The 24,075-nt window shown below is 70.5% G+C and carries 28 protein-coding genes; 14 read left to right on the top strand and 14 right to left on the bottom strand.

The window, feature by feature from the left end; genetic code table 11:
* Window positions 1-85 precede the first annotated feature (85 nt).
* From DFR74_RS24700 to DFR74_RS24680, 5 genes are all read right to left on the bottom strand, one after another.
* Window positions 86-1,108 carry a hypothetical protein gene (locus tag DFR74_RS24700; protein ID WP_067505331.1) on the bottom strand — a complete coding sequence of 341 codons (1,023 nt, stop codon included), beginning with the start codon at window positions 1,106-1,108 and terminating at the stop codon, window positions 86-88.
* Window positions 1,105-1,620 (bottom strand): ImmA/IrrE family metallo-endopeptidase, encoded by a 516-nt coding sequence (locus DFR74_RS24695; protein WP_067505334.1) that lies wholly within the window; start codon window positions 1,618-1,620, stop codon window positions 1,105-1,107. The genes DFR74_RS24700 and DFR74_RS24695 overlap by 4 nt, the downstream gene beginning before the upstream one ends.
* A 7-nt stretch (window positions 1,621-1,627) precedes the next feature.
* Window positions 1,628-2,602 carry a hypothetical protein gene (locus DFR74_RS24690; protein ID WP_113975268.1) on the bottom strand — a complete coding sequence of 325 codons (975 nt, stop codon included), beginning with the start codon at window positions 2,600-2,602 and terminating at the stop codon, window positions 1,628-1,630.
* Between the two features lie 383 nt (window positions 2,603-2,985).
* Complete coding sequence (locus DFR74_RS24685) at window positions 2,986-3,894, bottom strand: SDR family oxidoreductase (RefSeq protein WP_067505357.1); 909 nt, start codon at window positions 3,892-3,894, stop codon at window positions 2,986-2,988.
* 31 nt (window positions 3,895-3,925) lie between these two features.
* On the bottom strand, window positions 3,926-4,714 hold the full coding sequence (locus tag DFR74_RS24680) for an SDR family oxidoreductase (RefSeq protein WP_067505360.1): 789 nt from the start codon (window positions 4,712-4,714) through the stop codon (window positions 3,926-3,928).
* Between the two features lie 72 nt (window positions 4,715-4,786).
* Between DFR74_RS24680 and DFR74_RS24675 the strand changes: the two genes are divergently transcribed.
* From DFR74_RS24675 to DFR74_RS24660, 4 genes are read left to right on the top strand one after another with little or no spacing between them, the layout of a single operon-like run.
* Window positions 4,787-5,551, top strand: a complete 765-nt coding sequence (locus DFR74_RS24675; RefSeq protein ID WP_067505363.1) for an enoyl-CoA hydratase family protein — start codon at window positions 4,787-4,789, stop codon at window positions 5,549-5,551.
* Between the two features lie 10 nt (window positions 5,552-5,561).
* Window positions 5,562-6,437, top strand: a complete 876-nt coding sequence (locus tag DFR74_RS24670) for a CoA transferase subunit A (RefSeq protein ID WP_198161689.1) — start codon at window positions 5,562-5,564, stop codon at window positions 6,435-6,437.
* A complete protein-coding gene (locus DFR74_RS24665) occupies window positions 6,438-7,193 on the top strand; it encodes a CoA-transferase subunit beta (RefSeq protein WP_067505366.1) in 756 nt (251 codons plus the stop codon). It abuts the gene before it with no gap.
* Entirely contained in the window at window positions 7,190-8,284 is a 1,095-nt protein-coding gene (locus DFR74_RS24660) for an NAD(P)H-dependent flavin oxidoreductase (protein WP_067505369.1), read from the top strand. The genes DFR74_RS24665 and DFR74_RS24660 overlap by 4 nt, the downstream gene beginning before the upstream one ends.
* A 147-nt stretch (window positions 8,285-8,431) precedes the next feature.
* Here the strand turns inward: DFR74_RS24660 and DFR74_RS24655 are convergent, their stop codons facing one another.
* The 5 genes from DFR74_RS24655 to DFR74_RS24635 all read right to left on the bottom strand — a co-directional run bounded on the left by DFR74_RS24655 (window position 8,432) and on the right by DFR74_RS24635 (window position 13,248).
* Window positions 8,432-9,580, bottom strand: a complete 1,149-nt coding sequence (locus tag DFR74_RS24655) for an acetyl-CoA C-acetyltransferase (protein ID WP_067505578.1) — start codon at window positions 9,578-9,580, stop codon at window positions 8,432-8,434.
* Window positions 9,581-9,666: 86 nt separating this feature from the next.
* A complete protein-coding gene (locus DFR74_RS24650; protein WP_067505581.1) occupies window positions 9,667-10,284 on the bottom strand; it encodes a TetR/AcrR family transcriptional regulator in 618 nt (205 codons plus the stop codon).
* A 64-nt stretch (window positions 10,285-10,348) separates the two neighbouring features.
* The gene (locus DFR74_RS24645; protein WP_067505372.1) at window positions 10,349-11,071 is read right to left on the bottom strand and encodes a hypothetical protein; all 723 of its coding nucleotides are present in this window, start codon (window positions 11,069-11,071) and stop codon (window positions 10,349-10,351) included.
* 133 nt (window positions 11,072-11,204) lie between these two features.
* The gene (locus DFR74_RS24640) at window positions 11,205-12,002 is read right to left on the bottom strand and encodes an SDR family oxidoreductase (RefSeq protein ID WP_067505375.1); all 798 of its coding nucleotides are present in this window, start codon (window positions 12,000-12,002) and stop codon (window positions 11,205-11,207) included.
* Between the two features lie 52 nt (window positions 12,003-12,054).
* Window positions 12,055-13,248, bottom strand: a complete 1,194-nt coding sequence (locus tag DFR74_RS24635; protein WP_067505378.1) for an acyl-CoA dehydrogenase family protein — start codon at window positions 13,246-13,248, stop codon at window positions 12,055-12,057.
* Between the two features lie 78 nt (window positions 13,249-13,326).
* On the opposite strand from DFR74_RS24635, the gene DFR74_RS24630 reads away from it, so the two are divergent.
* From DFR74_RS24630 to DFR74_RS24610, 5 genes are all read left to right on the top strand, one after another.
* Complete coding sequence (locus DFR74_RS24630) at window positions 13,327-14,886, top strand: FadD3 family acyl-CoA ligase (protein WP_067505381.1); 1,560 nt, start codon at window positions 13,327-13,329, stop codon at window positions 14,884-14,886.
* On the top strand, window positions 14,886-15,773 hold the full coding sequence (locus tag DFR74_RS24625; protein ID WP_067505384.1) for an enoyl-CoA hydratase: 888 nt from the start codon (window positions 14,886-14,888) through the stop codon (window positions 15,771-15,773). Before DFR74_RS24630 ends, DFR74_RS24625 begins: the two co-directional genes overlap by 1 nt.
* The gene (locus DFR74_RS24620; RefSeq protein WP_067505387.1) at window positions 15,773-16,912 is read left to right on the top strand and encodes an acyl-CoA dehydrogenase family protein; all 1,140 of its coding nucleotides are present in this window, start codon (window positions 15,773-15,775) and stop codon (window positions 16,910-16,912) included. The genes DFR74_RS24625 and DFR74_RS24620 overlap by 1 nt, the downstream gene beginning before the upstream one ends.
* Window positions 16,913-17,009: 97 nt before the next feature.
* A complete protein-coding gene (locus DFR74_RS24615; protein WP_067505390.1) occupies window positions 17,010-17,999 on the top strand; it encodes an acyl-CoA dehydrogenase family protein in 990 nt (329 codons plus the stop codon).
* A 134-nt stretch (window positions 18,000-18,133) separates the two neighbouring features.
* Window positions 18,134-19,189, top strand: a complete 1,056-nt coding sequence (locus DFR74_RS24610) for an acyl-CoA dehydrogenase family protein (RefSeq protein ID WP_067505393.1) — start codon at window positions 18,134-18,136, stop codon at window positions 19,187-19,189.
* Between the two features lie 128 nt (window positions 19,190-19,317).
* On the opposite strand, the gene DFR74_RS24605 is transcribed toward DFR74_RS24610, so the two are convergent.
* Window positions 19,318-19,752, bottom strand: coding sequence for a MarR family winged helix-turn-helix transcriptional regulator (locus DFR74_RS24605; RefSeq protein WP_232331666.1), 435 nt, complete (start codon window positions 19,750-19,752; stop codon window positions 19,318-19,320).
* Window positions 19,753-19,848: 96 nt separating this feature from the next.
* On the opposite strand from DFR74_RS24605, the gene DFR74_RS24600 reads away from it, so the two are divergent.
* Window positions 19,849-20,496 (top strand): SgcJ/EcaC family oxidoreductase, encoded by a 648-nt coding sequence (locus DFR74_RS24600; protein WP_084537406.1) that lies wholly within the window; start codon window positions 19,849-19,851, stop codon window positions 20,494-20,496.
* 159 nt (window positions 20,497-20,655) lie between these two features.
* On the opposite strand, the gene DFR74_RS24595 is transcribed toward DFR74_RS24600, so the two are convergent.
* The gene (locus DFR74_RS24595) at window positions 20,656-21,480 is read right to left on the bottom strand and encodes an MBL fold metallo-hydrolase (protein WP_067505399.1); all 825 of its coding nucleotides are present in this window, start codon (window positions 21,478-21,480) and stop codon (window positions 20,656-20,658) included.
* Between the two features lie 104 nt (window positions 21,481-21,584).
* Here DFR74_RS24595 and DFR74_RS24590 point away from each other — a divergent pair, with 104 nt between their 5' ends.
* Both DFR74_RS24590 and DFR74_RS24585 read left to right on the top strand, forming a co-directional pair.
* Entirely contained in the window at window positions 21,585-21,923 is a 339-nt protein-coding gene (locus tag DFR74_RS24590) for a winged helix-turn-helix transcriptional regulator (protein WP_067505585.1), read from the top strand.
* Between the two features lie 55 nt (window positions 21,924-21,978).
* Window positions 21,979-22,731, top strand: a complete 753-nt coding sequence (locus DFR74_RS24585; RefSeq protein WP_067505402.1) for a DUF427 domain-containing protein — start codon at window positions 21,979-21,981, stop codon at window positions 22,729-22,731.
* 11 nt (window positions 22,732-22,742) lie between these two features.
* On the opposite strand, the gene DFR74_RS24580 is transcribed toward DFR74_RS24585, so the two are convergent.
* Both DFR74_RS24580 and DFR74_RS24575 read right to left on the bottom strand, forming a co-directional pair.
* Complete coding sequence (locus tag DFR74_RS24580; protein WP_067505405.1) at window positions 22,743-23,000, bottom strand: Txe/YoeB family addiction module toxin; 258 nt, start codon at window positions 22,998-23,000, stop codon at window positions 22,743-22,745.
* Window positions 22,997-23,305, bottom strand: a complete 309-nt coding sequence (locus tag DFR74_RS24575; RefSeq protein ID WP_228790233.1) for a type II toxin-antitoxin system Phd/YefM family antitoxin — start codon at window positions 23,303-23,305, stop codon at window positions 22,997-22,999. The genes DFR74_RS24580 and DFR74_RS24575 overlap by 4 nt, the downstream gene beginning before the upstream one ends.
* A 98-nt stretch (window positions 23,306-23,403) precedes the next feature.
* Between DFR74_RS24575 and DFR74_RS38065 the strand changes: the two genes are divergently transcribed.
* Together DFR74_RS38065 and DFR74_RS24565 are read left to right on the top strand one after the other, a co-directional pair.
* Window positions 23,404-23,607 (top strand): type II toxin-antitoxin system VapB family antitoxin, encoded by a 204-nt coding sequence (locus DFR74_RS38065; protein ID WP_407675160.1) that lies wholly within the window; start codon window positions 23,404-23,406, stop codon window positions 23,605-23,607.
* The gene (locus tag DFR74_RS24565) at window positions 23,604-24,044 is read left to right on the top strand and encodes a PIN domain nuclease (protein WP_067505411.1); all 441 of its coding nucleotides are present in this window, start codon (window positions 23,604-23,606) and stop codon (window positions 24,042-24,044) included. The genes DFR74_RS38065 and DFR74_RS24565 overlap by 4 nt, the downstream gene beginning before the upstream one ends.
* Window positions 24,045-24,075: the final 31 nt, after the last annotated feature.

Genomic DNA, 24,075 nt, shown 5'->3' with positions numbered 1-24,075 from the left:
GCGCGAAGTCCGTTGGAAAGACCCGAGTTTCCCGGGCACGATTCTCAGCGGGCGGCGACACCGCGAGCACGGGTCGCCGGCGACGTCACCGCGACCGCGCCCGTTCCGCCCTGGCGCCCTGCGCCTTCTCGAAAGCGAGCGCGATGGCCCGCACCCAGCCGCGCGGGCTGACGCCCTCCGGCGGCGCGATCCAGCGCGCGTCGACCACGATGTCACCCAACGGGTTACGCGCCCACTCCGCCACCAGCCCGGCCCGCTCCGGGATCGAGGCCGGCGGCGCGCCCGCCGCGACCAGCTCCACACCGCTGCCCGACTGCAGGTACAGCGCGTCCATGATCTGGGCCACCTGGTCCGAAGCCCGCAGCTGCGTGGAGGTTCCGGTCTGATCGTGCGCGACGACCTCGGGGAACCGCTTGATCATGGTGCGGTGCAGCGGGCGGATCTGGCGCAGCAGCAGCCGCGCGCGCACCCACAGCTCCACCACGATCCAGACCGCGCCGAAAGAGATGAGCAGACTGGCGATTTCCCACGCCACCCAGGCGAAGGTGGGTTCGCCGTGCGGGGCGCGGGGCGCGTCGGTGAGGGCGCGGCCGATGTTCAGCGCCGCGAGCACACCCACCACGGCGGTGCCCGCCGTATAGATGGCGATACCGCGGCCCAGGGTGGTCCAGTCCAGGTTGCGCAGACCGGTTACCACGATGAACACGCTGCCCAGCGCGACGAGCATCCAGCCGAAGGTGAACGACCACAGCAGCGAGATCAGCACCGCCACACCGCCTCCGGCGTAGATGAGCATCGCGATCTGGCGCAGGTTGCGCCGCGACACCACCGGCCAGGCGGCCGCCGCGACGACCGAGGTCGCGGTGACGAAGGCCAGCCACGACCCGAGCACGATGCCGTCGGACAGCAGGCCCGGAGGCAGGCCGCGCGGCAGCAGATTGTCGATGGCCAAAGCGATTTCGGGCACGGCCACCGTCGCGGCGGCCGCCACCGCCGCCACCGCGACGACGATCGCGACGCGCGCGGTGGTGGCGGGCTTGACCAGCACGCGGCCCACGCGCGCACCCGCCGCGATCCACACCAGCATTGCGGTCAGCCACAGCGTCATCCGAGTGCCTCATCGAATCGAAGGACCGAGACGCCTGCGCCCCGGCTGTTGAACACGCGCAGTCGGGTCATGAGCATGGCGGCGAAGGTCTCGGCCTCCCATTCGGCGAGTTCGTCGGCGCCGTCGTCCACGATCTGCTGGTGCGCGCGCTGGCTGAGCATGTAGGCGATCAAATCGTCGCTGGCCTCCAGGGTGACCTCGGGGGCGGGCGCGCCCTCGTGATCGAACACGATGTGCCCGAGTTCGTGGGCCAGCGTGTGGTCGCGGCTGGGCAGTGCCTGGGCCAGCACGATCACGTCGCGGTCGGGGTAGAACCGGCGCTGTCCGCACACGCCGGGGCCCAGATGCGCACTGGCGATCTCGATTTCGCGCCTGCGCTCGTCGGCGATCGCGGCCACCACCTCGTCGAGGGTGGTGGCGTCGGAGTCGGCCGCGACGGCGCACACGGCGTCGACGGCGGCCGCCACCCGGCGGTAGGACCGGGAGCTGCTCTGCGTCCTGCTCTCACTCATCGCTACCTCACGACCTCGGGCCGAAGAACTGGGCGCGGGCGGCGTCGATGCGCGCCTGCGCGGCGGAGGCGCCTTGGAAGCTCACCGCACCGGAACCGGCGCCCGCCAGGGCGAGCGCGGCGAGGCCGCCGATCACCGAGAGCATGTTCGGCTCGGGCAGGCCGTCGTCGGCGCTGGTCGGGCGGACGTTGTGGTCGGGGTTCGCGGGCGCGGCGGGTGCCGCGGGCGGAGCCGGTGGGGCAGGTGGCGGCGGTGGTGGCGCCTGTTCGGGTAGCGCGGGCGGCGCGGCGACGGGCACCGGGGCCAGCGGCGGAGCCGGGATCGCGGGCACGGCCGGAACGGCCGGCGGAATGATGACCGGCACCGGCGGAACCACGGCGGGCGGTGCGGGGACGGCCGGGATCGGGATGAGGAGCAGCAGGAGGGGCGCGGCCGAACCGACCGCCGCGGACCCCACCGCGGCCGAGCCGAGGGCGGCGGAACCCGTTGCGGCGGAACCGACTCCGGCCGATCCCACACCGGCGGAGCCGAGCGCGGCCGAACCCGTCGCGGCGGCGCCGACGCCCGCCGAACCGAGTGCGGCCGAACCGGTGCCGAGCGCGGCCGAACCGGTCGCGCCGAGGCCCACACCGGCGGAACCCACTGCGGCGGAACCCGTTCCGAGCACGGCGCCCAGGCCGGCCGAGCCGGTGCCCAGCAGCGCGCCCAGGCCGGCGGAACCGGAGCCGAGCACCGCGCCGAGCCCACCGGAGCCGGTCGCGGCGGAACCCGCGCCTGCGGCCGAACCAGCGGCGGAACCGGCACCCGCCGACCCCGCACCGGCCGAACCAGCGGCGGCCGAACCAGCTCCCGCCGAACCAGCGGCGGCCGAGCCCGCGCCCGCCGAACCGGAGCCCGGGCCCGCGACGGGACCGGGCGTGCCGATCTCCTCGCCGTAATACCCGGGGTTGTTCGGGTCCAGGCCCAGCGGCTGCGGCGTCACTTCGGACGATCCGGGCGACGAGGGCTCCTCCAGTGGGATGCCACCGGGTTGCGCGGTCGCCGCGACGGATCCGCATAGCGCAAACCCGGCAACAGCACCGGCCAGTGCCACCGCGCGGAACATGCGACCAACGGCCATTCGCGAGCCTTCCCTGGGTCTTCCCCGTCACACGGGGAGCACGCCGTACCTACAGCGCTGATCTCCGCCCGGTCGCGATTCACCCACCCGGACTTCTACGGACGATCGCCCATAGTAATGCCCGCCAGGAATCGACGCAGAGAAAGTACCCCCGGTCACAGGCACCGGGGACTTTCGTCCTCCCCGGTGTTAGCCGAGGTTTCACTGGCAGGTTACCCAGCCCGCTCAGCAAACCTCGGTGCGGCTCACGCGCCGTAGACGGGCTCCGGCGGCGCCGCCTTCGCGATGAGGTCGGCGACCACGGGCCCGAGCTCGGCGGGTTCCCACCGCGCGCCGCGATCGACGGCCACGCCGTGGCGCCAGCCGTCGGCCAGCGCGACCTTGCCGCCCTCGACCTCGAACATGCGGCCCGTCACCCCGGCCGACCGGGCGCTGCCCAGCCACACGACCAGCGGGGACACGTTCTCCGGGGCCATGGCGTCGAAGCCGGAATCGGGCTTGGCCATGGTCTCGGCGAACACCGTCTCGGTCATCCGGGTGCGCGCGGCGGGGGCGATGGCGTTGACGGTGATGCCGTAGCGGGCGAACTCGGCGGCCGCGGTCAAGGTCAGCCCGGCGATGCCCGCCTTGGCGGCGCCGTAGTTGCCCTGGCCGACGCTGCCCTGCAAGCCGGCGCCGGAGCTGGTGTTGATGATGCGGGCGTCGACCGGACGACCGGCCTTGGCCTCCCCGCGCCAGTACTCGGCGGCGTGCCGCATGGTGGCGAAGTGGCCCTTGAGGTGCACGCGGATCACCGCGTCCCACTCCTCCTCGCCCAGGTTGACCAGCATCCGGTCGCGCACGAAGCCGGCGTTATTGACCAGCACGTCCAGCCCGCCGAAGGTGTCCACAGCCTGGCGGACCAGGTTGCGCGCGCCCGCCCAATCGGCCACGTCGTCGCCGTTGACCACGGCCTGCCCACCCATCGCCTCGATCTCGGCGACCACCTGGGCGGCCGGGGTCTCGGTGGTGGCGGCACCGTCGAGGGCCGAGCCGATGTCGTTGACCACGACGCGCGCGCCCGCGGCGGCGAAGGCCAGCGCGTGCGCCCGGCCGATCCCGCGGCCCGCGCCGGTGACGATGACGGTGCGCCCGGCGCAGATCTGCTCGTCCATTCCCTGTTGTCCTCTTTCGTTGCGGTTGCGGTCAGTGCTTCGCGCCGTTGGCGGCGGTGGACGCGGCGAGGAAGGCCGGGCGCTCGCCGCCGCCGTGCACGGGCAGCGAGCCGCCGCTGATGTAGGCGGCCAGCGGTGAGGCCAGGAAGACGGCGGCGCGGCCGATGTCCTCGGGCGCGGCCATCCGGCCCAGCGGCACGGTGGCGGCGACGGCCTCGACACCGTCGCGGTCGCCGTAGTGCAGTTCGCTGAGTTCGGTCTCGACCAGGCCCACGACCAGCGAGTTGACCCGCACCTTGGGCGCCCACTCCACGGCCAGCGACTGGGTGAGGCTGTCGACGCCCGCCTTGGCGGCGCCGTAGGCGGCGGTGCCCGGCGAGGCGCGGTGCCCGCTGACGCTGGAGACCATCACGATGGAGCCGCCCGCGTCCTGGCGCTGCATCACCTCGTTGGCCACCTGCGAAACGAGCAGCGGGGCAAGCAGATTCAGCTCCACGATCTTGGCGTGGAATTTCGGGCTGGCGGTGGCGGCGAGGGCGAAGGGCGCGCCACCGGCGTTGTTCACCAGGTGATCGAGGCGGCCGTATCGCGCGACGACGGTATCGATCAGCTCTCGGACCGCGTCGGGATCGCGTACGTCGCAGGGCAGGTAGTCGATCTCGCGATCGCCGTGCACGACGGGCGTATCGGCCGGACGGCGCGCGCAGGCGACCACGGTCGCCCCCGCCGCGAGGAAGGCTCGGCTGATGCCCGCGCCGACACCGCGCACCCCGCCGGTGACCAGAACGACGCGATCGGCCAGATCGATTTCGAGTCCCACCGTGCTAACCTACCAAGCAACTGCTTGCTTTGCCAATGCGACAGACTTCCGGCACGCACGATGGGATACGCGATGGGGATCGACCGTCACACCGAATCAACCGGCATCACCGTGGTCACGGTGGACTATCCGCCGGTCAACGCCATTCCGACCGACGGTTGGTTCGCCATCGCCGACGCCGTGCGCGCCGCCGGGCGCGACCCGGAGACCAAGGTGGTGGTGCTGCGCGCGGAGAACCGCGGATTCAACGCGGGCGTGGACATCAAGGAGATCCAGAGCAAACCGGGCCACCAGGCGCTCATCGACGCCAACCACGGCTGCTTCGAGGCGTTCGGCGCGGTGTACGACTGCCCGGTGCCGGTGATCGCGGTGGTGCAGGGCTTCTGCCTGGGCGGCGGCATCGGCCTGGTCGGCAACGCCGATGTGGTGATCGCCTCCGACGACGCCACCTTCGGCCTGCCCGAGGTGGACCGGGGCGCTCTCGGCGCGGCCACCCACCTGGCGCGGCTGGTGCCCCAGCACCTCATGCGCGCGCTGTTCTACACCGCGAGCACCATCACCGCGCAGCAGTTGCACCACCACGGGTCGGTGTACCAGGTGGTGCCGCGCGCCGAACTCGACGCCGCCGCCATGGAACTCGCCAAGAACATCGCGGCCAAGGACGGCCGCGTGCTGCGGGCGGCCAAGCGGGCGCTCAACGGCATCGACCTCCAGGACGTGCACCGCAGCTACCGCTACGAGCAGGGCTTCACCTTCGAACTCAATCTCGCGGGCGTGGCCGACGAGATCAGGGCCCGATTCGACGACGATCTCGCGGCCCGCAAGGCCGGAAAGTAGGGGAAAACACATGCGCGACAAGAGAATGTCGCTCGAGGACGTGGTCGGCGAGCTGCGCAGCGGCATGACCATCGGCATCGGCGGCTGGGGTTCGCGGCGCAAGCCGATGGCGCTGGTGCGCGCCCTGCTGCGCTCCGACGTCACCGATCTCACCGTGGTGAGTTACGGCGGGCCGGATCTGGGCCTGCTGTGCTCGGCCGGCAAGGTGCGCAAGGCGTATTACGGCTTCGTGTCACTGGATTCGGCCCCGTTCTACGATCCGTGGTTCGCGAAGGCCCGCACGTCGGGCGCGCTGATCGCCAGGGAGATGGACGAGGGCATGCTCAAGTGCGGGCTGGAGGCGGCCGCGGCGCGGTTGCCGTTCCTGCCGATCCGCGCCGGGCTCGGCTCCGACGTGCCGAACTTCTGGGAGGGCGAGCTGCGGACGGTCACCTCGCCGTACCCGGGACCGGACGGCAGGCCCGAGACGCTGACCGCGATGCCCGCGCTGAATCTCGATGCGGCACTGGTGCATTTGAGCATCGGTGACAAGCACGGCAACGCCGCATACACCGGCGTCGACCCGTACTTCGACGACCTCTACTGCCTGGCCGCCGAGCGCCGCTACCTGTCGGTGGAGCGGATCGTGGACACCGAGGAACTGGTGAAAGCCGTTCCCCTGCAATCGCTTCTGCTCAACCGGATGATGGTCGACGGCGTGGTCGAGGCTCCCGGGGGGGCGCACTTCACGCTCGCGGGCGACGACTACCGGCGCGACGAGAAATTCCAGCGGCACTACGTGGAGGCCGCGAAGACACCCGAGTCGTGGCAGGAGTTCGTGGACACCTATCTCGCGGTGTCCGAGGACGAGTACCAGGCCGCCGTGCGCAAGTTCCAGGAGGCGTAGATGAGCACCGACACCATCACCCGCGCGGAGGTCTGCGCGGTGGCCTGCGCCGAGATCTTCGCGGGCGCGGGCGAGATCATGGCCTCGCCCATGACGCCGATGAGCACCCTGGGTGCGCGACTGGCCAAGCTCACCACCGAACCCGATCTGCTGCTCTCCGACGGCGAGGCGCTGTATCTCGCCGAGACGCCGCCGCTGGGCGGGAAGTCGCCGGTGGAGGGCTGGATTCCGTTCCGCCGGGTGTTCGACGTGGTCGCCTCCGGACGCCGGCACGTGGTGATGGGCGCCAACCAGATCGACCGGTACGGCAACCAGAACCTGTCCGCCTTCGGCCCGTTGCAACAGCCCACGCGCCAGATGTTCGGCGTGCGCGGGGCGCCCGGCAACACCCTCAACCATCCGACCAGCTACTGGGTCGCGCGGCACACCAAGCGCGTGTTCGTGGACCGGGTCGACATCGTGTCGGGCGTCGGCTACGACAAGGTCGATCCGGACAATCCGGCGTTTCGTTTCCTGCACCTGCACCGCGTGGTGACCAATCTCGGCGTCTTCGATTTCGAAGGTCCCGGCCACACCATGCGCGCCCGGTCACTGCACCCCGGCGTCACGACCGAGGAGGTCGCGGAGAACACCTCGTTCGAGATCGCGGGGCTCGCCGAGGCGGGCGAGTCCCGGCTGCCGACGGCCGAGGAACTGCGGATCATCCGGGATGTGCTCGACCCCAAGAAGATTCGCGAGAGCGAGGTGCCGTCGTGACGCCCCGGCTGCGGACGCCGCTGACCGAACTGGTCGGCATCGAGCATCCGATCGTGCAGACCGGCATGGGCTGGGTGGCCGGACCGAGCCTGGTGTCGGCCACCTCGAACGCGGGCGGGCTCGGCATCCTGGCCTCGGCGACCATGACGTATGAGGAGCTCGAGGCCGCCGTCGCGAAGACGAAGGCGCAGACCGGCAAGCCCTTCGGCGTGAACATCCGCGCCGACGCGGCGGACGCGCCCGACCGCATCGACCTGCTCATCCGCGAGCGGGTGGCGGTGGCGTCGTTCGCGCTGGCGCCCAAGAAGGAACTCATCGCGAAGCTGAAAGACGCGGGCGTGGTGGTGATTCCGTCGATCGGGGCGGCCAAGCACGCGGTGAAGGTGGCGTCGTGGGGCGCCGACGCGGTGATCGTGCAGGGCGGGGAGGGCGGCGGGCACACCGGCCCGGTCGCCACCACGCTGCTGCTGCCCTCGGTGCTGGACGCGGTGGACATCCCGGTGGTGGCCGCGGGCGGATTCTTCGATGGGCGCGGGCTGGCTGCGGCGCTGTCCTACGGCGCGGCCGGGATCGCGATGGGCACCCGGTTCCTGCTGACCCAGGAGAGCACGGTGCCCGACGCGGTGAAGCAGGAGTACCTGGACCGCCACCTCCAGGACACGGTGGTCTCGCTCAAGGTCGACGGTATGCCGCACCGGGTGCTCAACACCGAACTCGTGCAGCGCCTGGAACATTCGGGCCGCTGGCGCGGGCTGGCGGCCGCGGTGTCGAACGCGGCGCGCTTCAAGAGCATGACCGGGATGAAGTGGTCCACGATGGTTCGCGACGGCCTGGCCATGCGAAAGACCAAGGACCTCACCTGGTCTCAGGTCGTGATGGCGGCCAATACCCCGATGCTGTTGCGCGCCGGGCTCGTCGAGGGCAACACCCACGCGGGCGTCCTCGCCGCGGGACAGGTCACCGGCATCATCGACGACCTGCCCACCTGCGCGGACCTGATCGACCGGATCATGACCGACGCGGTCGCTCGGATCGATGCGCTCGCGGCGTTGCGTGACGGGGCGACGGTCACGCAAGCCCCGCCCGTCTGAGCGCGCGTTCGACGAGGTGCCGCCCGGAAGTCCGGGCGGCACTTCGTCGTTCACCTTCCGGCACGCGAACGACCGGACCCGTGCGAGGTGGACATCGGCGCGGGGCATTCGGCGAGCGCCGCGGTCCACCCGCTCAGGGGAGATCCGTCAGAGTCGTTCGATGATCGTGACGTTCGCGGTGCCGCCGCCCTCGCAGATGGTGAGCAGGCCGTAGCGCCCCTGGCGGCGCTCCAGCTCGTTGAGCAGGGTCGCGAACAGCTTGGTGCCGGTCGCGCCGAGCGGGTGGCCGAGCGCGATCGCGCCGCCGTTGACATTCACCTTCTCCGGATCGGCGCCGGTCTCCTTCAACCACGCCAGCACCACGGGGGCGAACGCCTCGTTGATCTCCACCACGTCGATGTCGTCGATGGTGAGACCGGTCTTCTCCAGCGCCCACTTGGTGGCCGGGATCGGCGCGGTGAGCATGAAGATCGGGTCCGCGCCGCGCGCGCTCACGTGATGGATGCGGGCGCGCGGGGTGAGCCCGTACTCCTGGACCGCCCACTCCGAGGCGAGCAGGGCGGCGCTGGCACCGTCGGAGATCTGGCTGGCCACGGCCGCGGTGAGCGGGCTGCCCTCGGCCAGCGGCGGCAGCGAGGCCATCTTCTCCAGCGAGGTCTCGCGCGGGCCCTGGTCGATCCAGAAATCACCCACCGGCACGATCTCGTTGTCGAACTTGCCCTCCTTGATGGCCCGGCGGGCGCGCTCGTGGCTGCGCAGCGCCCAGCGCTCCATGTCCTCGCGGCTGATGCCCCACTTCTCGGCGATCAGCTGCGCGCCGCGGAACTGCGAGACCTCGTCGGTGCCGTAGCGGTGGTCCCAGCCCTGCGCGCCGACGAACGGCGAGTCGAAGCCGTACTCCTTGCCGGCCAGCATGGCCGCCGAGATCGGGATGGCGCTCATGTTCTGCACGCCGCCCGCGACGATCACCTCGGCGGTGCCGCTCATGATCGCCTGCGCGCCGAAGTTCACCGCCTGCTGCGACGAACCGCACTGGCGGTCCACGGTGACGCCGGGGACCTCCTCCGGATACCCCGCCGTCAGCCAGGCCGTGCGGCCGATATTGCCCGCCTGCGGGCCGATGTTGTCGACACAGCCGACGATCACGTCGTCGACGGCGATGGGGTCGATCGGCGAGCGGTCCAGCAGGCCGCGCAGCGCCGCCGCGCCGAGATCGGCCGGGTGCACGCCCGCCAGCGCGCCGCCGCGCTTGCCGACCGGGGTGCGCACCGCGTCGATGACGTAGGCGTCCCGCAGTGGGGCATAAGGGGGACGGTTGCCGTCGGAGCCTGCGGGGTGGGTACGCGCAGCACGGCGGGCCGAGGGTGTAGACATGAAAACTCCTAGTCGCGGTGCCGCGGCGCGGTGAGGCCGTCGAGCACGATGGTGAGATATTGCTTGGCGAGGTTCTCGACGGTGATCGGGCCGCCCGGCCGGTACCAGCGCACGGCGACCCACACCGTGTCGCGCAGGAAGCGGTACGCGAGTTCGACGTCGAGCTCGGGACGGAAGCTGCCGTCCTCGACACCGCTGGTGAGCACCCGGTGCCACAGCTCGCGGAACTCGCGGTTGTACTCCTCGATGTAGGCGAAGCGCTCCGCATCGCGCAGCCGCTTGGCCTCGGCCTGATAGATGGCGACCGCCGCGTGGCTGCGATCGAAGGATTCGTAGGACGCGAGCACCAGCGCCTCGAGCGTGTCGCGCGCGCTCAGCCCGGCCCCGACGATCTCGCGGTACCGGCCGAACAGGTCGTCGAGGAATCCGCGCAGGATCTCGTCCACCATCGACTCTTTCGAATCGAAGTGGTGGTAGAGGCTGCCCGATAGAATCCCCGCCGCGTCGGCGATATCCCGCACGGTGGTCGCCCGCAACCCGCGCTCCGCGAAGAGATCGGCCGCCATGGCGAGCAGTTCCGTCCGTCGAGCCGATTTCGAAGAGTCAGGTGCCGTCACAACGGCCATCATAAACCAAGCATTTGCTTGGTGAAAGGTGGGCACGGGAGCGCGGCGGCTCTCGGCGTCAGGCTCAGCGCAGCGAGTAGCGCAGGGGCGAGGACATCGACAGGTCCGCCAGCAATCGATCGCAGATGATCACCGGCGAGACCCCCGCCCGCGCCATCCGCGCCACCAGCGCCAATCGCCGCTCCGGCGTATCCCATTCGACGGTCAGCGGCACACACCCCGGCCCCGCGTCGACGGTCGCCATCGCGCGCGGCGGACCGTAGGGCACCGGCTCCTCGCTGATCTTCAGCACCATGCCGCGCTGCCACGCCTGGTAGGCGGTCATATCGGCGCCGAGGACGAGCTTGTCGGTGGCGGCGCACAGCCCCTGGGCGATGGCGGCGCCGACGGCGGTGCCGTCGACGCGCTCGCGCCGGCACCGGCGCAGCACCTCGAGCAGATCCGAGCGCACCTCGCAGAGTAGGGCGGTGCGGCGTCTGCGGTGCCGGTCCTGCTCGGACAGGCCGCCGCCCACGCCGATGCGGCGCAGGCGGGCGCGGTCGCGCGCGAGGTCGGCGCGCAGGGCGGCCTTGGGATCGCGGGTGATCGCCTCCTCGTCGACGGCGAAACCCTCGAGGATCTGCGCGGCGCGGGAGGCGGTGGCCCGTTCGGATTCGTGCGCCATGAGTTCGGCGCCGAGGGTGAGCGCGGCGAGCACCATACTGTCCAGCCGACGCCTGGCGAGCACGACTTCGCTCACCACATCGAGTTCCAGTTGTTCGCGGGGATCTGGGCATTCCGAGCCCATGGCGATCGCCCCTAACTCCGAGTGCGGGATCCGACCACTTTCAGCATGGCACACCCGCACCCCCGACACGCCAGCCTTTTTACCTGATCGGAAGCATGATCAGCGGCCGGGAAACGATCTCACCGAGATCGCCTCAGGCGCGCTGGCTGCTCACCGAGACGACCTCGCCGGTCAGGTAACTGGTGTAGTCACTGGCCAGCATGGCGATGGTCGCGGCCACCTCCCACGGCTCGGCCGCGCGCCCGAACGCCTCCCGCTCGGAGAGCCGGTCCAGCAGTTCGGTGGAGCTGACCTTGTCCAGAAAGGCGTGCCGGGCGATGCTCGGCGCGACCGCGTTGACGCGCACGCCCAGCTCGGCGGCCTCGACTGCGCTGCACCTGGTCAGCGCCATCACGCCGGCCTTGGCGGCCGCGTAGTGCGCCTGCCCGTACTGCGCGCGCCAGCCGAGCACGCTCGCGTTATTGACGATCACACCGCCGTGCCCCGCCGACCGGAAGTACCCGAGCGCGGCGCGCGTGCAGCGGAAGGTGCCGTTGAGCGTGATGTCGAGGACCCGGTCCCACTGCTCGTCGGTCATGTCCACCACGGGCGTCTCGCCGCCGAGTCCGGCGTTATTGACCATGATGTCGATGCGGCCCAGCGCTTCGGCCGCGCCGCGCACCAGGTCGTTCACCTGCTCGGTGCTCTGCACATCGCAGGCGATGGCGGCCACCCGCCGGTCGGGGAACTCGCCTTTCAGTTCGACTTCGGTCTCGCCGAGCCGGCGTTCGTGCCAGTCGGAGACCACCACGTCGGCGCCCTCGGCCAACAGCCTGCGCGCGGTCGCCGACCCGATCCCGGTACCGGCGGCGGCGGTGACCACCGCGACGCGACCGGTCAGCAGTCCGTGCCCGGGGATGGGTTCGGGCGCGATCGACAACGGCCCGCTCATGCTCGCACCTCGCTCCGGCCCGCCTGAAGTTCGGTCCCGACGGCCCGCCCGTTCACGGCCGCGCCTCCCTCGGCAGCCCGAGCACCCGCTCGGCGATGATATTGCGCTGCACTTCGTTCGAACCTCCGTAGATGGTGTCGGCGCGGGTGAACAGATACAGCCGCTGCCATTCGTTGAGATCGTCGTCCTCGTCGGCCACCAGCCCGCGCGCGCCGAGCACGGCCATGGCCAGCTCGCCCAGCCCGCGGTGCCAGTTGGCCCAGAGCAGTTTCGCGACGGACGCCTGCCCGCCGTCGTCCACACCCGCACCCTCCATCGTGCGCAGCGCGTGGGCGCGCAGGACACGCAGTCCCACCCACGCCCGGTCCAGGCGATCGGCGATCAAGGGGTCGTCGGCCGCGCCGGTGCGCCGGGCCAGCGCCTCGATGTCGGCGAGTTCGCGCGCGAAGCGGATCTGCTGGCCGAGGGTGGAGATGCCGCGTTCGAAGGTCAGGGTGCCCATGGCGATGCGCCACCCGTCGCCGGGCTCGCCGACGACCAGGTCGGCGGCGGTGCGCGCGTCGTCGAAGAACACCTCGTTGAACTCCGAGGTCCCGGTGAGCTGGATGATCGGGCGCACTTCCACGCCCGGCTGTTTCATGGGAACGAGCAGGTAGGACAGGCCCTTGTGGCGCACCGAGCCCCTCTCGGTGCGCGCGACGACGAAGCACCAGTCCGCCACGTGCGCCAGCGAGGTCCAGATCTTCTGCCCGTTGACCGACCACTCGTCGCCGTCGAGGTGCGCGGCGGTGCCGATGGCCGCCAGATCCGAGCCGGCGCCCGGCTCCGAATACCCCTGGCACCACAGCTCGGAGACGGTCCGGATCCCCGGCAGGAACCGGTCCTTCTGCGCCTGGGTGCCGAACGCGAGCAAGGTGGGGCCGAGCAGTTCCTCACCCACGTGCGAGACGCGCGCGGGCGCGTTCGCCTTGGCGTACTCCTCGTGGAAGATCACCTGCTGGCGCACGGTGGCTTCGCGCCCGCCGTACTCCTTCGGCCAGCCGAGGCAGGTCCAGCCGGACGCGGCGAGGTGCCGGTCCCAGGCCAGCCGCTCCTCGAACGCCTCGTGTTCGCGGCCGGGACCGCCCAACCCGCGCAGCGCGCGGAACTCTCCGTGCAGATTCTCGGCCAGCCACTCGCGCACTTCGGCGGAAAACCGCGCGTCGGCGGCGGCGGTGCCGGAATCTGAGGTCTGGATCGCAACCACGCCGGTAGGATAACCTACCAAGCACTTGCTTTGTAAGGTGTGGACGACAGGCGCACTCGAACCGGTGAGGAACACCCCGTGACAACCCCTGCACAGACGACACCGCTGGCGCTGCACGATGCCACGCGGTCCTTCGGCACGGCCCCCGCGCTGGCCGACGGCGATGTCCGGCTGGATTGGAACCAGCTGCTCGCCGCCGTCCAGCAGACGGCGCGCGCGCTCGTCGCGCGCGGCGTGCGGCCCGGCGACCGGGTGGCCATGTGGGCGCCCAACACCCACCACTGGGTGATCGCCGCGCTGGCCGCGCACTACGCGGGGGCGGCGCTGGTGCCGTTGAACACCCGCTATGTGGCCGACGAAGCCGCCGACGTGCTCTCCCGCGTCCACGCGAAGGCGTTGTTCATCGCGGGAACGTTCCTCGGTCGCGACCGGCTCAGCGAATTGCGCACGGCGGCGCCCGAATTGGGTATCGACACCATCGTCGTGATTCCGGTCGAGCCGGACAGCGCTGTCGTGAGCGATGATCCTTCGGTACTCAATTGGTCCGATCTGGCGGCCGTCGCAGAACCGGTGTCGGTGGAGGAAACCGAGCACATCGCCGCATCGGTCACCCCCGACGACATCTCCGACATCCTTTTCACCTCGGGCACCACCGGCCGCAGCAAGGGAACGCTCGTCGCGCACCGGCAGGCGCTGTCGGTCGTCCGCGCGTGGGCCGAGTGCACCACCCTGAACAGCGACGACCGCTACCTGGTGGTCAGCCCGTTTTTCCACAACTTCGGGTACAAGGCGGGCATCCTCGCGTGCCTGGTCACCGGCGCGACCATCATCCCGCAGGCCACCTTCGACGTGCCGCAGACGATGCGCCTGGTCGGCCGCGAGAAGGTCACGGTGCTGCCCGGCCCGCCCACCATCTACCAGACCATCCTCGACTTTCCCGACCGCGATGCCTACGACCTGAGCTCCCTGCGGATCGCCGTGACCGGCGCGGCCACGGTGCCGGTGGTGCTGGTCGAGCGGATGCGCTCGGAACTCGAATTCGACGTCGTCATCACGGGTTACGGGCTCTCCGAGGCCGCGGGCTTCGGCACCATGTGCCGCGCCGACGACGACGCCGAGACCATCGCCACCACCTGCGGCCGCCCCATCGCCGGTTTCGAGTTGAAACTCGGCGACGCCGGCGAGGTACTGCTGCGCGGGCCGAACGTCATGCTCGGCTACCTGGACGATCCGGAGGCCACCGCCGAGGCCATCGACGCCGAGGGCTGGCTGCACACCGGCGACGTCGGCACCCTGGACGAACGCGGCTACCTGAAGATCACCGACAGGCTCAAGGACATGTACATCTCCGGCGGGTTCAACGTCTACCCGGCCGAGGTGGAGCAGGCGCTCGCGCGGCTGGACGGCGTGGCCGAATCGGCGGTGGTCGGCGTGCCCGACACCCGGATGGGCGAGGTGGGCAAGGTCTTCGTAGTGCGCAAGCCCGGTGCGACGCTCACCGAGGACCAGGTGCTCACGCACGCGGGGTCGGTGCTGGCCAATTTCAAGGTGCCGCGCTTCGTCGAGTTCCGCGACCAGCTGCCCTACAGCGCCGCGGGCAAGGTGCTCAAGCGTCAACTACGTGAGGAGAAGTCCTGATGACAGACCAGCACGCCGGGGTTCCGGACGAGGGCGAGGTCGTCACCTACGAGCGGCGCGGCCGGATCGCGATCGTCACGCTGAACCGGCCCGGCTACCGCAACGCGCAGAACTCGGTGATGACCTACGCCCTCGACGCCGCCTTCGAGCGCGCCGTCGAGGACGACGAAGTGGGCGTGATCGTGTTGGCGGGCAACGGAAAACACTTCAGCGCCGGCCACGACATCGGCACGCCCGGCCGCGACCACCACGTGCGCTACCCGAACAAGGCCACGCTGTGGTGGGACCACGTCGACAAGGCGGGCGGCGACCAGCGTTTCGCGCGCGAGACCGAGGTGTACCTCGGCATGTGCCGCCGCTGGCGCGAAATCCCCAAGCCCACCATCGCGATGGTGCAGGGCGCGTGTATCGCGGGCGGGCTCATGCTCGCCTGGGTGTGCGATCTGATCATCGCCTCCGACGACGCCTTCTTCTCCGATCCCGTGGTGCGGATGGGCATTCCGGGCGTGGAGTACTTCGCGCACCCGTGGGTGATGGGTCCGCGCGCGGCCAAGGAGTTCCTGTTCACCGGCGACCGGTTCGGCGCGGCGCAGGCCAAGGAGTGGGGGATGGTGAACCGCGTCGTGCCGCGCGACCAGCTCGAGGCCGAGACCCTGGCGCTGGCCGAGAAGATCGCCGCCATGCCGCGTTTCGGGCTCGCGCTCACCAAGAAGGCGGTGAACCAGGCCGAGGACCTGATGGGGATGCGCACCGGCATGGACTCGGTGTTCGGCCTGCACCACTTCGCGCACGCGCACAACGCCGAGGTCGGCGCGGATTCCCTCGGCGGCATGAACGCCAAGACCATGAAGGCCGCGAGCGCGGCCGAGCAGAACGGGACGACGTAGTGGATCTGGATCTGGACGCGGCGGCACGGGATTTCCAGCGGGAGGTCCGCGCCTTCCTGGCCGCCGAAAAACCCTCGGCCCCTTTGCCTTCCATGGACACCAAGGCCGGGTTCGAAGCGCATCGCGACTGGGAGCGCACGCTGGCCGACGCCCGGTTCTCGGTGGTGTCGTGGCCGCGCGAATACGGCGGACGCGACGCGTCGCTGCTCGAGTGGGTGCTGTTCGAGGAGGAGTACTACGCCGCGGGCGCGCCGGGACGGGTCAGCCAGAACGGCATCTTCCTGCTGGCCCCAACCCTTTTCGAACACGGCACACCAGAACAGCTGGCGCGGATCATGCCTCGTATGGCGCGCGGTGACGACATCTGGGCCCAGGCGTGGTCAGAGCCGGAGGCGGGCAGCGATCTGGCCGGTATCCGGTCGACGGCGCGGCGCGCCGAGGGCGGCTGGCTGCTGAGCGGGCAGAAGACCTGGAGTTCGCGAGCGGCGTTCGCGGACTGGGCATTCGGACTGTTCCGCAGCGATCCGGAGGCCGAGCGCCACAAGGGCCTGACCTACGTGATGTTCCCGCTCACCGCCGAAGGCGTATCGGTGCGGCCGATTCCGCAGCTCGACGGCGAGCCCGGCTTCGCCGAGATCTTCCTCGACGACGTGTTCGTCCCCGACCGTGACGTGATCGGCGCGCCCGGTGAAGGCTGGCGGGTGGCCATGAGCACGTCCAGCAACGAGCGCGGGCTCTCGCTGCGCAGCCCGGGGCGCTTCTGCGCGACCGCGCGCCGGTTGACCGACCTGTGGCTCGAATCCGGTGATACCGCGAATACTGCGCAGCGTGACGCCGTGGTGGACGCCTGGGTGCGCAGCGAGGCGTACCGGCTGCACACGTTCGGCACGGTCACCCGGCTGAACGAGGGCGGCAAGCTGGGCGCGGAATCGTCCATCACCAAGGTGTTCTGGTCGGAGCTCGACATCGACCTGCACGAAACCGCCTTGGACATCCTGGGTTCGGCCGCCGAACAGGCGGGCCGGTGGACCGACGGCTACCTGTTCTCCCTCTCGGGCCCGATCTACGCGGGCACCAACGAGATCCAGCGCAACATCATCGCCGAGCGCCTGCTGGGACTGCCGAGGGGTGGGCGATGAGAGACCGGACATCCCCGAACAACCGTCCGCTGACGGGCCGCACCAGACCCGCACCACACCCCGAGCCGCGGCTCGGACGACCCACGGGGGCACGCCGATGAGATTCGCACTCAGCCCGGAACAGCTCGATTTCGCCGCCAGCGTGCGCAAATTGCTCGACGCGGGCCGAACACCCGCCGCGGTGCGCGCGTGGGCGAGTGGCGACACCGGCCCGGGACTCGCCCTCGCCCGTCAGTTGGCGGAGGCCGGGGTGTTCGGGCTCGGGATCGCCGAGGAACACGGCGGGGTCGGCGCGGAACCGATCGACCTCGTGGTCGCGTTCCTCGAGATCGGCCGCGCCGCCGCACCGGGGCCGCTGGTGGAGACCGCCGCCGCGATACCCGCTCTGCTGCAAGCGCTTCCGGAGCCGGACCGATGGTTGCCCGCGATCGCCGAGGGCACCCTCGGCACGGTCGCGCTCGGCGGCGAACACCTCGCGCTGGACGCCGATATCGCGAACCCGGTGCTGATCGTGGACGGCGCTCGCGTCACGCTCGGCGAGGTCGGCGAGCCGGTGCGCTCGGTCGATCCGGCGCGCAGGCTGTTCCGCCTCACGCCGGGCGCGGTGGTCGCGGAGGGCGACACCGTCGCCGAGGCGGGGGCGCTCGCGTTCGACACCGGCGCGCTGGCGGCCGCCGCCCAACTGCTCGGCGCGGGCCGCGCGCTGTTGCACGCCGCCACCGAATACGCCAAGCAGCGCAAGCAGTTCGGCAAGCCGATCGGTGAATTCCAGGCGGTGAAGCAGAAGCTCGCCGACGTCCTCATCGCGCTCGACCTCGCCGAACCCCTGCTGTTCCGCGCCGCCCTCACCCTGGCCGAACCGACCCGCGCCCGCGACGTGTCCGCGGCTGCCCTGGCCTGCGCCGATGCCGCGCACACCGCGGCCCGCGCGGCGCTCCAGGTACACGGGGCCATCGGCTACACGGCCGAATACGACCTCTCGCTCTGGTTGACGAAGGTGACCGCCCTCCAGTCCGCCTGGGGGACAGCCGATTTCCACCGGGGCCGCATCGCCGCAGCGCTGCGCGCGGAACGGGGGTCGGCGTGAGGAACCTTCGCGTCGCCCGAGGTGCGCGATGAGCTGGGGTGCGTCGCTGGGCGGCGACGCGTCGGCCTTCCGCTGGTCGGCGTGGACGGCGACCGAGTGCGAGACCACTGAGACCGAGAGCCGTGAGGTGACCCATGACCACGACTGAACAGCGGGAACTGATCGCCTCGGTGCGCGGCCTGCTCACCAAGCACGCCGGGCGCGACGCGCTGCGGGCCGCGATGGAGACCGACCTGGGCTACGACCCGAAGCTGTGGCGGCTGCTGTGCGAGCAGATCGGCGTGGCGGGCCTGGCGATTCCCGAGGAGTACGGCGGGTTCGGCGCATCCTTGGCCGAATCCCTGTTGGTGGTGGGCGAATTGGGCCGCGTGCTGGCCGGTGTGCCGATGCTCGGCTCGGCCGTGCTCGGCGCGCGGGCGATCCTGCTCTCCGGTGATGCCGAGGCCTGCGCGCGCCTGCTGCCCGGCGTCGCCGAGGGCACCACGACGGTGGCCGTGTGCTGGGCCGGCGCCGACGGCTGGGACGAGCCCGGCGTCCACAGCGACGGCGAAAAGCTCGACGGCACCGCCCATTACGTGCTCGACGGCGCGCACGCCCACACCCTGATCGTCGTCACCGACGCGGGACTGTTCGAGGTCTCCCCCGACGCATCCGGCGTCACCCGCCGCGCCGTCGCGACGATGGACCCCACCCGCAAACTCGCCGAGATCACCTTCGAGGGCGTCAACGGCCGCGCGCTCGGCACCGCCGATCCGGCGGCCACCATCGCCCGGCTGCGCGAAACCGCCTGGGCCGCAGTGGCCGCCGAACAGGTCGGCGCCGCCGAGCACTGCCTCGCCATGACGGTCGAGTACACGAAATCCCGGGTCCAGTTCGGCCGCCCCATCGGCAGCTTCCAAGCCCTCAAGCACCGCATGGCCGATATGTACGTGCTCGCGGAGTCGGCGACATCCACCGCCCGGGCCGCCGCCACGGCGGTCGCCGAATCCCTGCCCTCGGCCGCCGAGGACGTGTGGGCCGCCCGCCGCCACTGCTCGGAGGCGATCACCGCGATCACCGCCGAGACCGTCCAGCTCCACGGCGGCATCGCGATCACCTGGGAGCACGACGCCCACCTCTACTTCAAGCGCGCCCACGCCACCACCGAACTCTTCGGCACCCCACCACGTCCGCTGGCGCACTCTGCCTAGCGGTCCCGCGGACGCCCCGGCCTTCCTCCTTCTCGGCCGGGGCGTTCGGCATGCCGGTCCGCGACGGCGATGCGGGGCGGACGGACCGCCTGCGCCGCGCTCACCCGCGGCGCACGGCCACGGAGTCGTCACGCACCATCCGTCTGCGGCGCCGCCCGGGTGAACGCGTCGGTGGCGGCCGCGAAGTAGGCGGCGAGCGCGGCCCGCTCGGTGTGGTTCAGCCCGTCGATGAGCTCGGCGATCGGCCGCTGCACCGCGCCGAGGAGTTCGGCGAGGCCGTCCGGGATGCGTCCAGTGTGGTGGACGAGCACGCGGCGGCGGTCGGCGGCGTCCGGGACGCGTTCGGCCAACCCCAGCGTGACTAGCCGGTCGACCGCACGGGTCGTCGCGCTGGGGGAGAGGCCGAGGCGTTCGGCCAGTTGGCCCGTCGTCATCGGTCCTTCGATATCGAGCAGGCTGCTGGCCTGGTAGTCGGTCGGACCGAGTCCGCATGACTCGGCGGCGGCGACGTGGAACCGGACGACCGCGGCCAGATACCGGCGGTACAGCTGTGGCGTGATCACGGGATCCGATTCTCCTCTTGCGGCACCCACCTTGACTATTCTGTGCATACGCGCAACTATTGCATATATGCACAGAAATCGACGGGAGTCTCCGCCATGTCCGTGAGCGAGCTCGAACAGACCAGAACCACCCCCTCCCGCACCCGGCGGCGGCATTGGCCGTACGTGGTGGCCGGGGTCGCGGGTGTCGCGATCGCGGCGGGGCTCGGCGGATACGTATGGCTCACCGCCACATCGACGGTCTCCCAGCGCGGGGCCGAGGCCTGCGCCGAGGTCCCCGGCACCGCGCCCAACGGCCTACCCGACCCCGAGTCGGTCGCCGGTGTCTGCGCGACGATCACGGGACTGACCTCAGCGTGGGCCGAGCACGACGCCGAGGCCTATGGCGCCCTGTTCACCGAGGACGCCACCTACACGACCTTCGTGGGTACCTACTACTCCGGCCGTGCCGATATCGTCGACAGCCACCGGGCGCTCTTCGCCGGCCCCCTGGACGGCACTCGACTGGCCGACCGGTACTTGAGCCTGCGCTTCCCGACCGAGGACGTCGCCATCCTCGTCACCCGGGGCGACACCTACGAGGGCGATCCACCCGCCACGCCCGGCAAGGTACAGACCTACACCCTCGTCCGCGACGGCGACACCTGGCGGGTGGCCTCATTCCACAACTCCCAGCGCGGAAAGCTCATGGAGCGCATCCAGTTCCTGCTGTTTCCCGATTCCCGCCCCGCCGCGGAACGCTGACGCCCCGCGCTCCGATCGCGGTGCCCACACGACCGGCACCTCCCGCGTGGCCGCGGGCGATCACCGTCGGCGACCGCCCGATCTCTCGACCGCCGGACCTGCGAGTACCGCGCGGGACCGGCGGTCGACTGTCCCGGCTCGATCACCGCGCCCGGCGGCTCACGCCTGCGCGAATTCGGCCGCCACCGCGTCGGCACCGAGCGGCACCAGCCAGCTCAGCTCCGCACCGGGCGCGAATCGCGCCATGAGGGCGGACAATTCGTCCTTGCCCGCGTCGTCCAGCGGGCCGCCACCGCCGATGCGCCGCACTGCCTCGCGGACCATCAGCAGGTAGCGCCGCTGCTGGTCGAGCAGCCCGCCGTCGCCGACCGGTCCGTGGCCGGGATAGAGCGCGACACCGCGCAGTTCCTCGGCGATCCGGTCCAGCGCCGCCAGCCAGGCCTCGGTGTGGCCGTCGGATAAGTAGGAGTGCACCCCGGCGAACACCAGATCGCCGATGAAGGCCGCGCGCTTCTCGCCCGCGCTCACGAGAATGTAGGAGTCGGCGTGGCTTTCGGCCGGTCCGACGTCGTACACCGTGAGGCGCAGGCCGTCGACCTCGACGGCGGTGCCGTCCGCGAGCGGGCGATCCGGTACGCGGTAGCGGTCGGGCCATTCGTCGCCGTAGGTCGGTCCCCATTGTTCGCGCTTGGCGTCGGCGGAGGCGGCGATCTCCTTCGCCACGGCCGCCGTCGAGTACACCGGCACATCGTCGGGCACCACGTACGGCAATCCGTTGAAGTGGTCGGGATGGGGGTGCGTCACAAACGCGGCGAGCAGCGGTTTGCGCAGCGCCGCCAGCCGCGCGGCCAGCGCCTTCGCGTCGGAGACCAGCAGTCCGGCGTCGATGAGCACAACGCCCTCGGCGGCCTCGAGCAGATAGCTGTTGACGAACAGTCCCGGTTCGCCGGCGCGATAGACGTGGACCCGGAATTCTTCACTCATTGCGGTTCACCCTTTTCGATTACGGTGAAAGAGACGCTACGCGGGCCGCGGCTCGCCGGACAGAAGGCACTTCGCGGTGCCCATACCCGCAGCCGGAGGTGATCGTGACGCTGGTGATTCCCGATGTGCTGGCGGAATCGTGCACGACGAGGCAAGCGCTGGAACGACTTTCGGCCAAGTGGCGCATCCTGCTGATCTACGCACTGCTGGACGGGCCGCACCGGCACGCGAGCCTGCGCCGCAGGCTGCCGGGCATCACCCAGAAGGTGCTCACCGAGACGCTGCGCGGCATGGAGGCCGACGGGCTGGTCGAACGCCACGTGCACAAGGAGTCCGCCCCGCAGCACGTGGAGTATTCGCTGACCGCGCTCGGCAAATCCCTGGAGACGCCGCTGGCCGCCATCTGCGCCTGGTCGCTCGAACACTGCGAGCCCGCAGACTAGCGCCACCATCCCGCCGCCGGTCTCCGGTAGCGGGTTCGGCGTACCGTCGGGAAGTATGACCGAGGAGCAGCGCGGGCGCGTGAAGGTCGCGAGCAGTCAGAAGCGGGTCCGGGTCTATCTGAGTGGGCGCCTGGTGGCCGACACCGCGCGACCGGTGCTGGTGTGGGAAGTTCCGTACTACCCGACGTATTACATCCCCGCCGAGGACGTGCGCGCCGAGCTGAAGCCGAACGGTGCGACGGTGCGCTCCCCCAGCCGCGGCGACGGCGTGGTGCACGACGTGACCGTCGACGGCGTGACGGCCGACGGTGCGGCGCTGCGCCACCCGGACTCCCCGCTGCCCCAGTTGCGGGATCTGGTGCGCCTGGACTGGAACGCCATGGACGAGTGGTTCGAGGAGGACGAGCCGGTCTACGTGCACCCGCGCGATCCGTACTCGCGCGTCGACATCCTCGCCAGCTCCCGCCACGTGCGCGTGGAGATCGACGGCGTGACGGTCGCCGACTCCCATTCACCCCGCATCCTCTTCGAAACCGGCCTCCCCGCACGGTATTACCTCCCACTGACCGACATCCGCATGGACCTGCTCCACCCCTCCGAAACCCACTCCCAATGCCCCTACAAGGGAACCGCCGACTACTGGACCGCCCACATCAACGGCACCGACCACCCCGACATCGTCTGGACCTACCGCGCCCCCTTCCCGGAAAGCCAGAAGATCGCCGGCCTCGCCTGCTTCTACAACGAAAAAGTAGACATCTGGATCGACGGCGTCCTCGAACCCCGCCCCACCACCCCCTTCAGCTGACCCGCTACCACTCACTCGTAGTGGTAGCGGCAAGCGACGATCACCACCGTGTCGCCTTCGATCGCGTAGACGATCCGGTGTTCGGAGGTAACACGTCGTGACCAGTATCCAGCCAGATCGTGCCGCAGCGGCTCGGGCTTACCGATCCCCTCGTAGCCGTTACGGCCGATGTCCTCGCTCAGGCGATTGAGCCGCCTGAGCGTCTGCTTGTCATGAACCTGCCACCACAGGTACTCCGCCCACGCGGACGGAGTGAAGGTGATCCTCACTCCGACGGGCTCTCGTCGACCTCGATCAGCTCGTGTGGAACCGCTTCACCCGCACGGTGTTCGGCGATGGATCGCATCAAATGGCGCGCGTTCGCGGCGTTCCCGAGCAGATGCGCCGTCTCCTTCAACGCCTCGTACTCGCGCAGCGAGATGACCACCGCGGACTCACGACCCGCTCGCGTGATCACCACTTCCTCGAGGTCGTCGGTGACACTGTCGAGAACCGCTGCCAGGTTGGCCCGCGCTTCCGTAATGCTGATCGGCCGCGTGCACCCACTGTACGTAATCGCGTACATCGAAACCATGACTCTCCCCCTTCTGTCAACCATCCACCCGTCCGTATATCTTCACTGATACAGTTGATATACGTCAAGATATCCGGAGGTGGGCAATGGCGCGGACCGTGATCGACCTGGACGACCAGCTGGTCGCCGATGTGTCCAAGGAACTGGGGACCAGCACGAAGAAGGACACCGTGCACGCGGCGTTGCGGGAAGTGCTCGAATCGCGCCGCCGCGCACTGGCTTTGACGCGCATCCAAGATGCGGTGGCCGACGGCGCATTCGATCTCGACGCGCTCGAGCACAAGCGTGATTACCGTCGGTGAGTGCCGCGCGGTTCCTGATCGACACCAGTGCGCTGGTCCCGATCATGCGCCAGGACCCGTCGGTCTTCGCGTGGCAGCGCGCGGCGGTCGCGGGCCTGATCGCGCTGTGCCCGATCGTCGAACTCGAGTTCTTCCGCAGCGCACGCTCCGGCGCCGACCGTGCCCGCGCGATCGAGGACATGCGACTGATCTTCGGGTGGGAGCCGATCGATGACCGCGCCTTCGAGCGAGCGTGGGAAGTCCAAGCCGAGCTGACGGCCCGCGGCATGCACCGCGGCGCAGGCCCGGTCGACCTGGTGCTCGCCGCGACGGCGGAACTGCGCGGTCTCACCCTCCTGCACCGCGACCACGACTTCGACCACATCGTCGCCGTCACCGGTCAGCCGCACCGCTGGCTCACCACCGGCGACAACCTGCCCGAACCAGACCGCCATTAACGGGTCGGCTCGAATTCCACCGCCACAACAG

Origin of the sequence: Nocardia puris (assembly GCF_003315035.1) — a bacterium.
Taxonomy (GTDB): domain Bacteria; phylum Actinomycetota; class Actinomycetes; order Mycobacteriales; family Mycobacteriaceae; genus Nocardia; species Nocardia puris.
Note: the sequence above shows the minus strand (reverse complement) of the source record. Positions and strands in the feature narration are given on the sequence as shown.

What these genes read in the sequence shown, in the direction of transcription:
- DFR74_RS24700 (WP_067505331.1), bottom strand. Translation starts at nt 1,108, where the DNA reads ATGACGCTGTGGCTGACCGCAATGCTGGTGTGGATCGCGGCGGGTGCG.
- DFR74_RS24695 (WP_067505334.1), bottom strand. Translation starts at nt 1,620, where the DNA reads ATGAGTGAGAGCAGGACGCAGAGCAGCTCCCGGTCCTACCGCCGGGTG.
- DFR74_RS24685 (WP_067505357.1), bottom strand. Translation starts at nt 3,894, where the DNA reads ATGGACGAGCAGATCTGCGCCGGGCGCACCGTCATCGTCACCGGCGCG.
- DFR74_RS24675 (WP_067505363.1), top strand. Translation starts at nt 4,787, where the DNA reads ATGGGGATCGACCGTCACACCGAATCAACCGGCATCACCGTGGTCACG.
- DFR74_RS24670 (WP_198161689.1), top strand. Translation starts at nt 5,562, where the DNA reads ATGCGCGACAAGAGAATGTCGCTCGAGGACGTGGTCGGCGAGCTGCGC.
- DFR74_RS24665 (WP_067505366.1), top strand. Translation starts at nt 6,438, where the DNA reads ATGAGCACCGACACCATCACCCGCGCGGAGGTCTGCGCGGTGGCCTGC.
- DFR74_RS24650 (WP_067505581.1), bottom strand. Translation starts at nt 10,284, where the DNA reads ATGGCCGTTGTGACGGCACCTGACTCTTCGAAATCGGCTCGACGGACG.
- DFR74_RS24645 (WP_067505372.1), bottom strand. Translation starts at nt 11,071, where the DNA reads ATGGGCTCGGAATGCCCAGATCCCCGCGAACAACTGGAACTCGATGTG.
- DFR74_RS24640 (WP_067505375.1), bottom strand. Translation starts at nt 12,002, where the DNA reads ATGAGCGGGCCGTTGTCGATCGCGCCCGAACCCATCCCCGGGCACGGA.
- DFR74_RS24625 (WP_067505384.1), top strand. Translation starts at nt 14,886, where the DNA reads ATGACAGACCAGCACGCCGGGGTTCCGGACGAGGGCGAGGTCGTCACC.
- DFR74_RS24615 (WP_067505390.1), top strand. Translation starts at nt 17,010, where the DNA reads ATGAGATTCGCACTCAGCCCGGAACAGCTCGATTTCGCCGCCAGCGTG.
- DFR74_RS24610 (WP_067505393.1), top strand. Translation starts at nt 18,134, where the DNA reads ATGACCACGACTGAACAGCGGGAACTGATCGCCTCGGTGCGCGGCCTG.
- DFR74_RS24600 (WP_084537406.1), top strand. Translation starts at nt 19,849, where the DNA reads ATGTCCGTGAGCGAGCTCGAACAGACCAGAACCACCCCCTCCCGCACC.
- DFR74_RS24595 (WP_067505399.1), bottom strand. Translation starts at nt 21,480, where the DNA reads ATGAGTGAAGAATTCCGGGTCCACGTCTATCGCGCCGGCGAACCGGGA.
- DFR74_RS24585 (WP_067505402.1), top strand. Translation starts at nt 21,979, where the DNA reads ATGACCGAGGAGCAGCGCGGGCGCGTGAAGGTCGCGAGCAGTCAGAAG.
- DFR74_RS24575 (WP_228790233.1), bottom strand. Translation starts at nt 23,305, where the DNA reads ATGGTTTCGATGTACGCGATTACGTACAGTGGGTGCACGCGGCCGATC.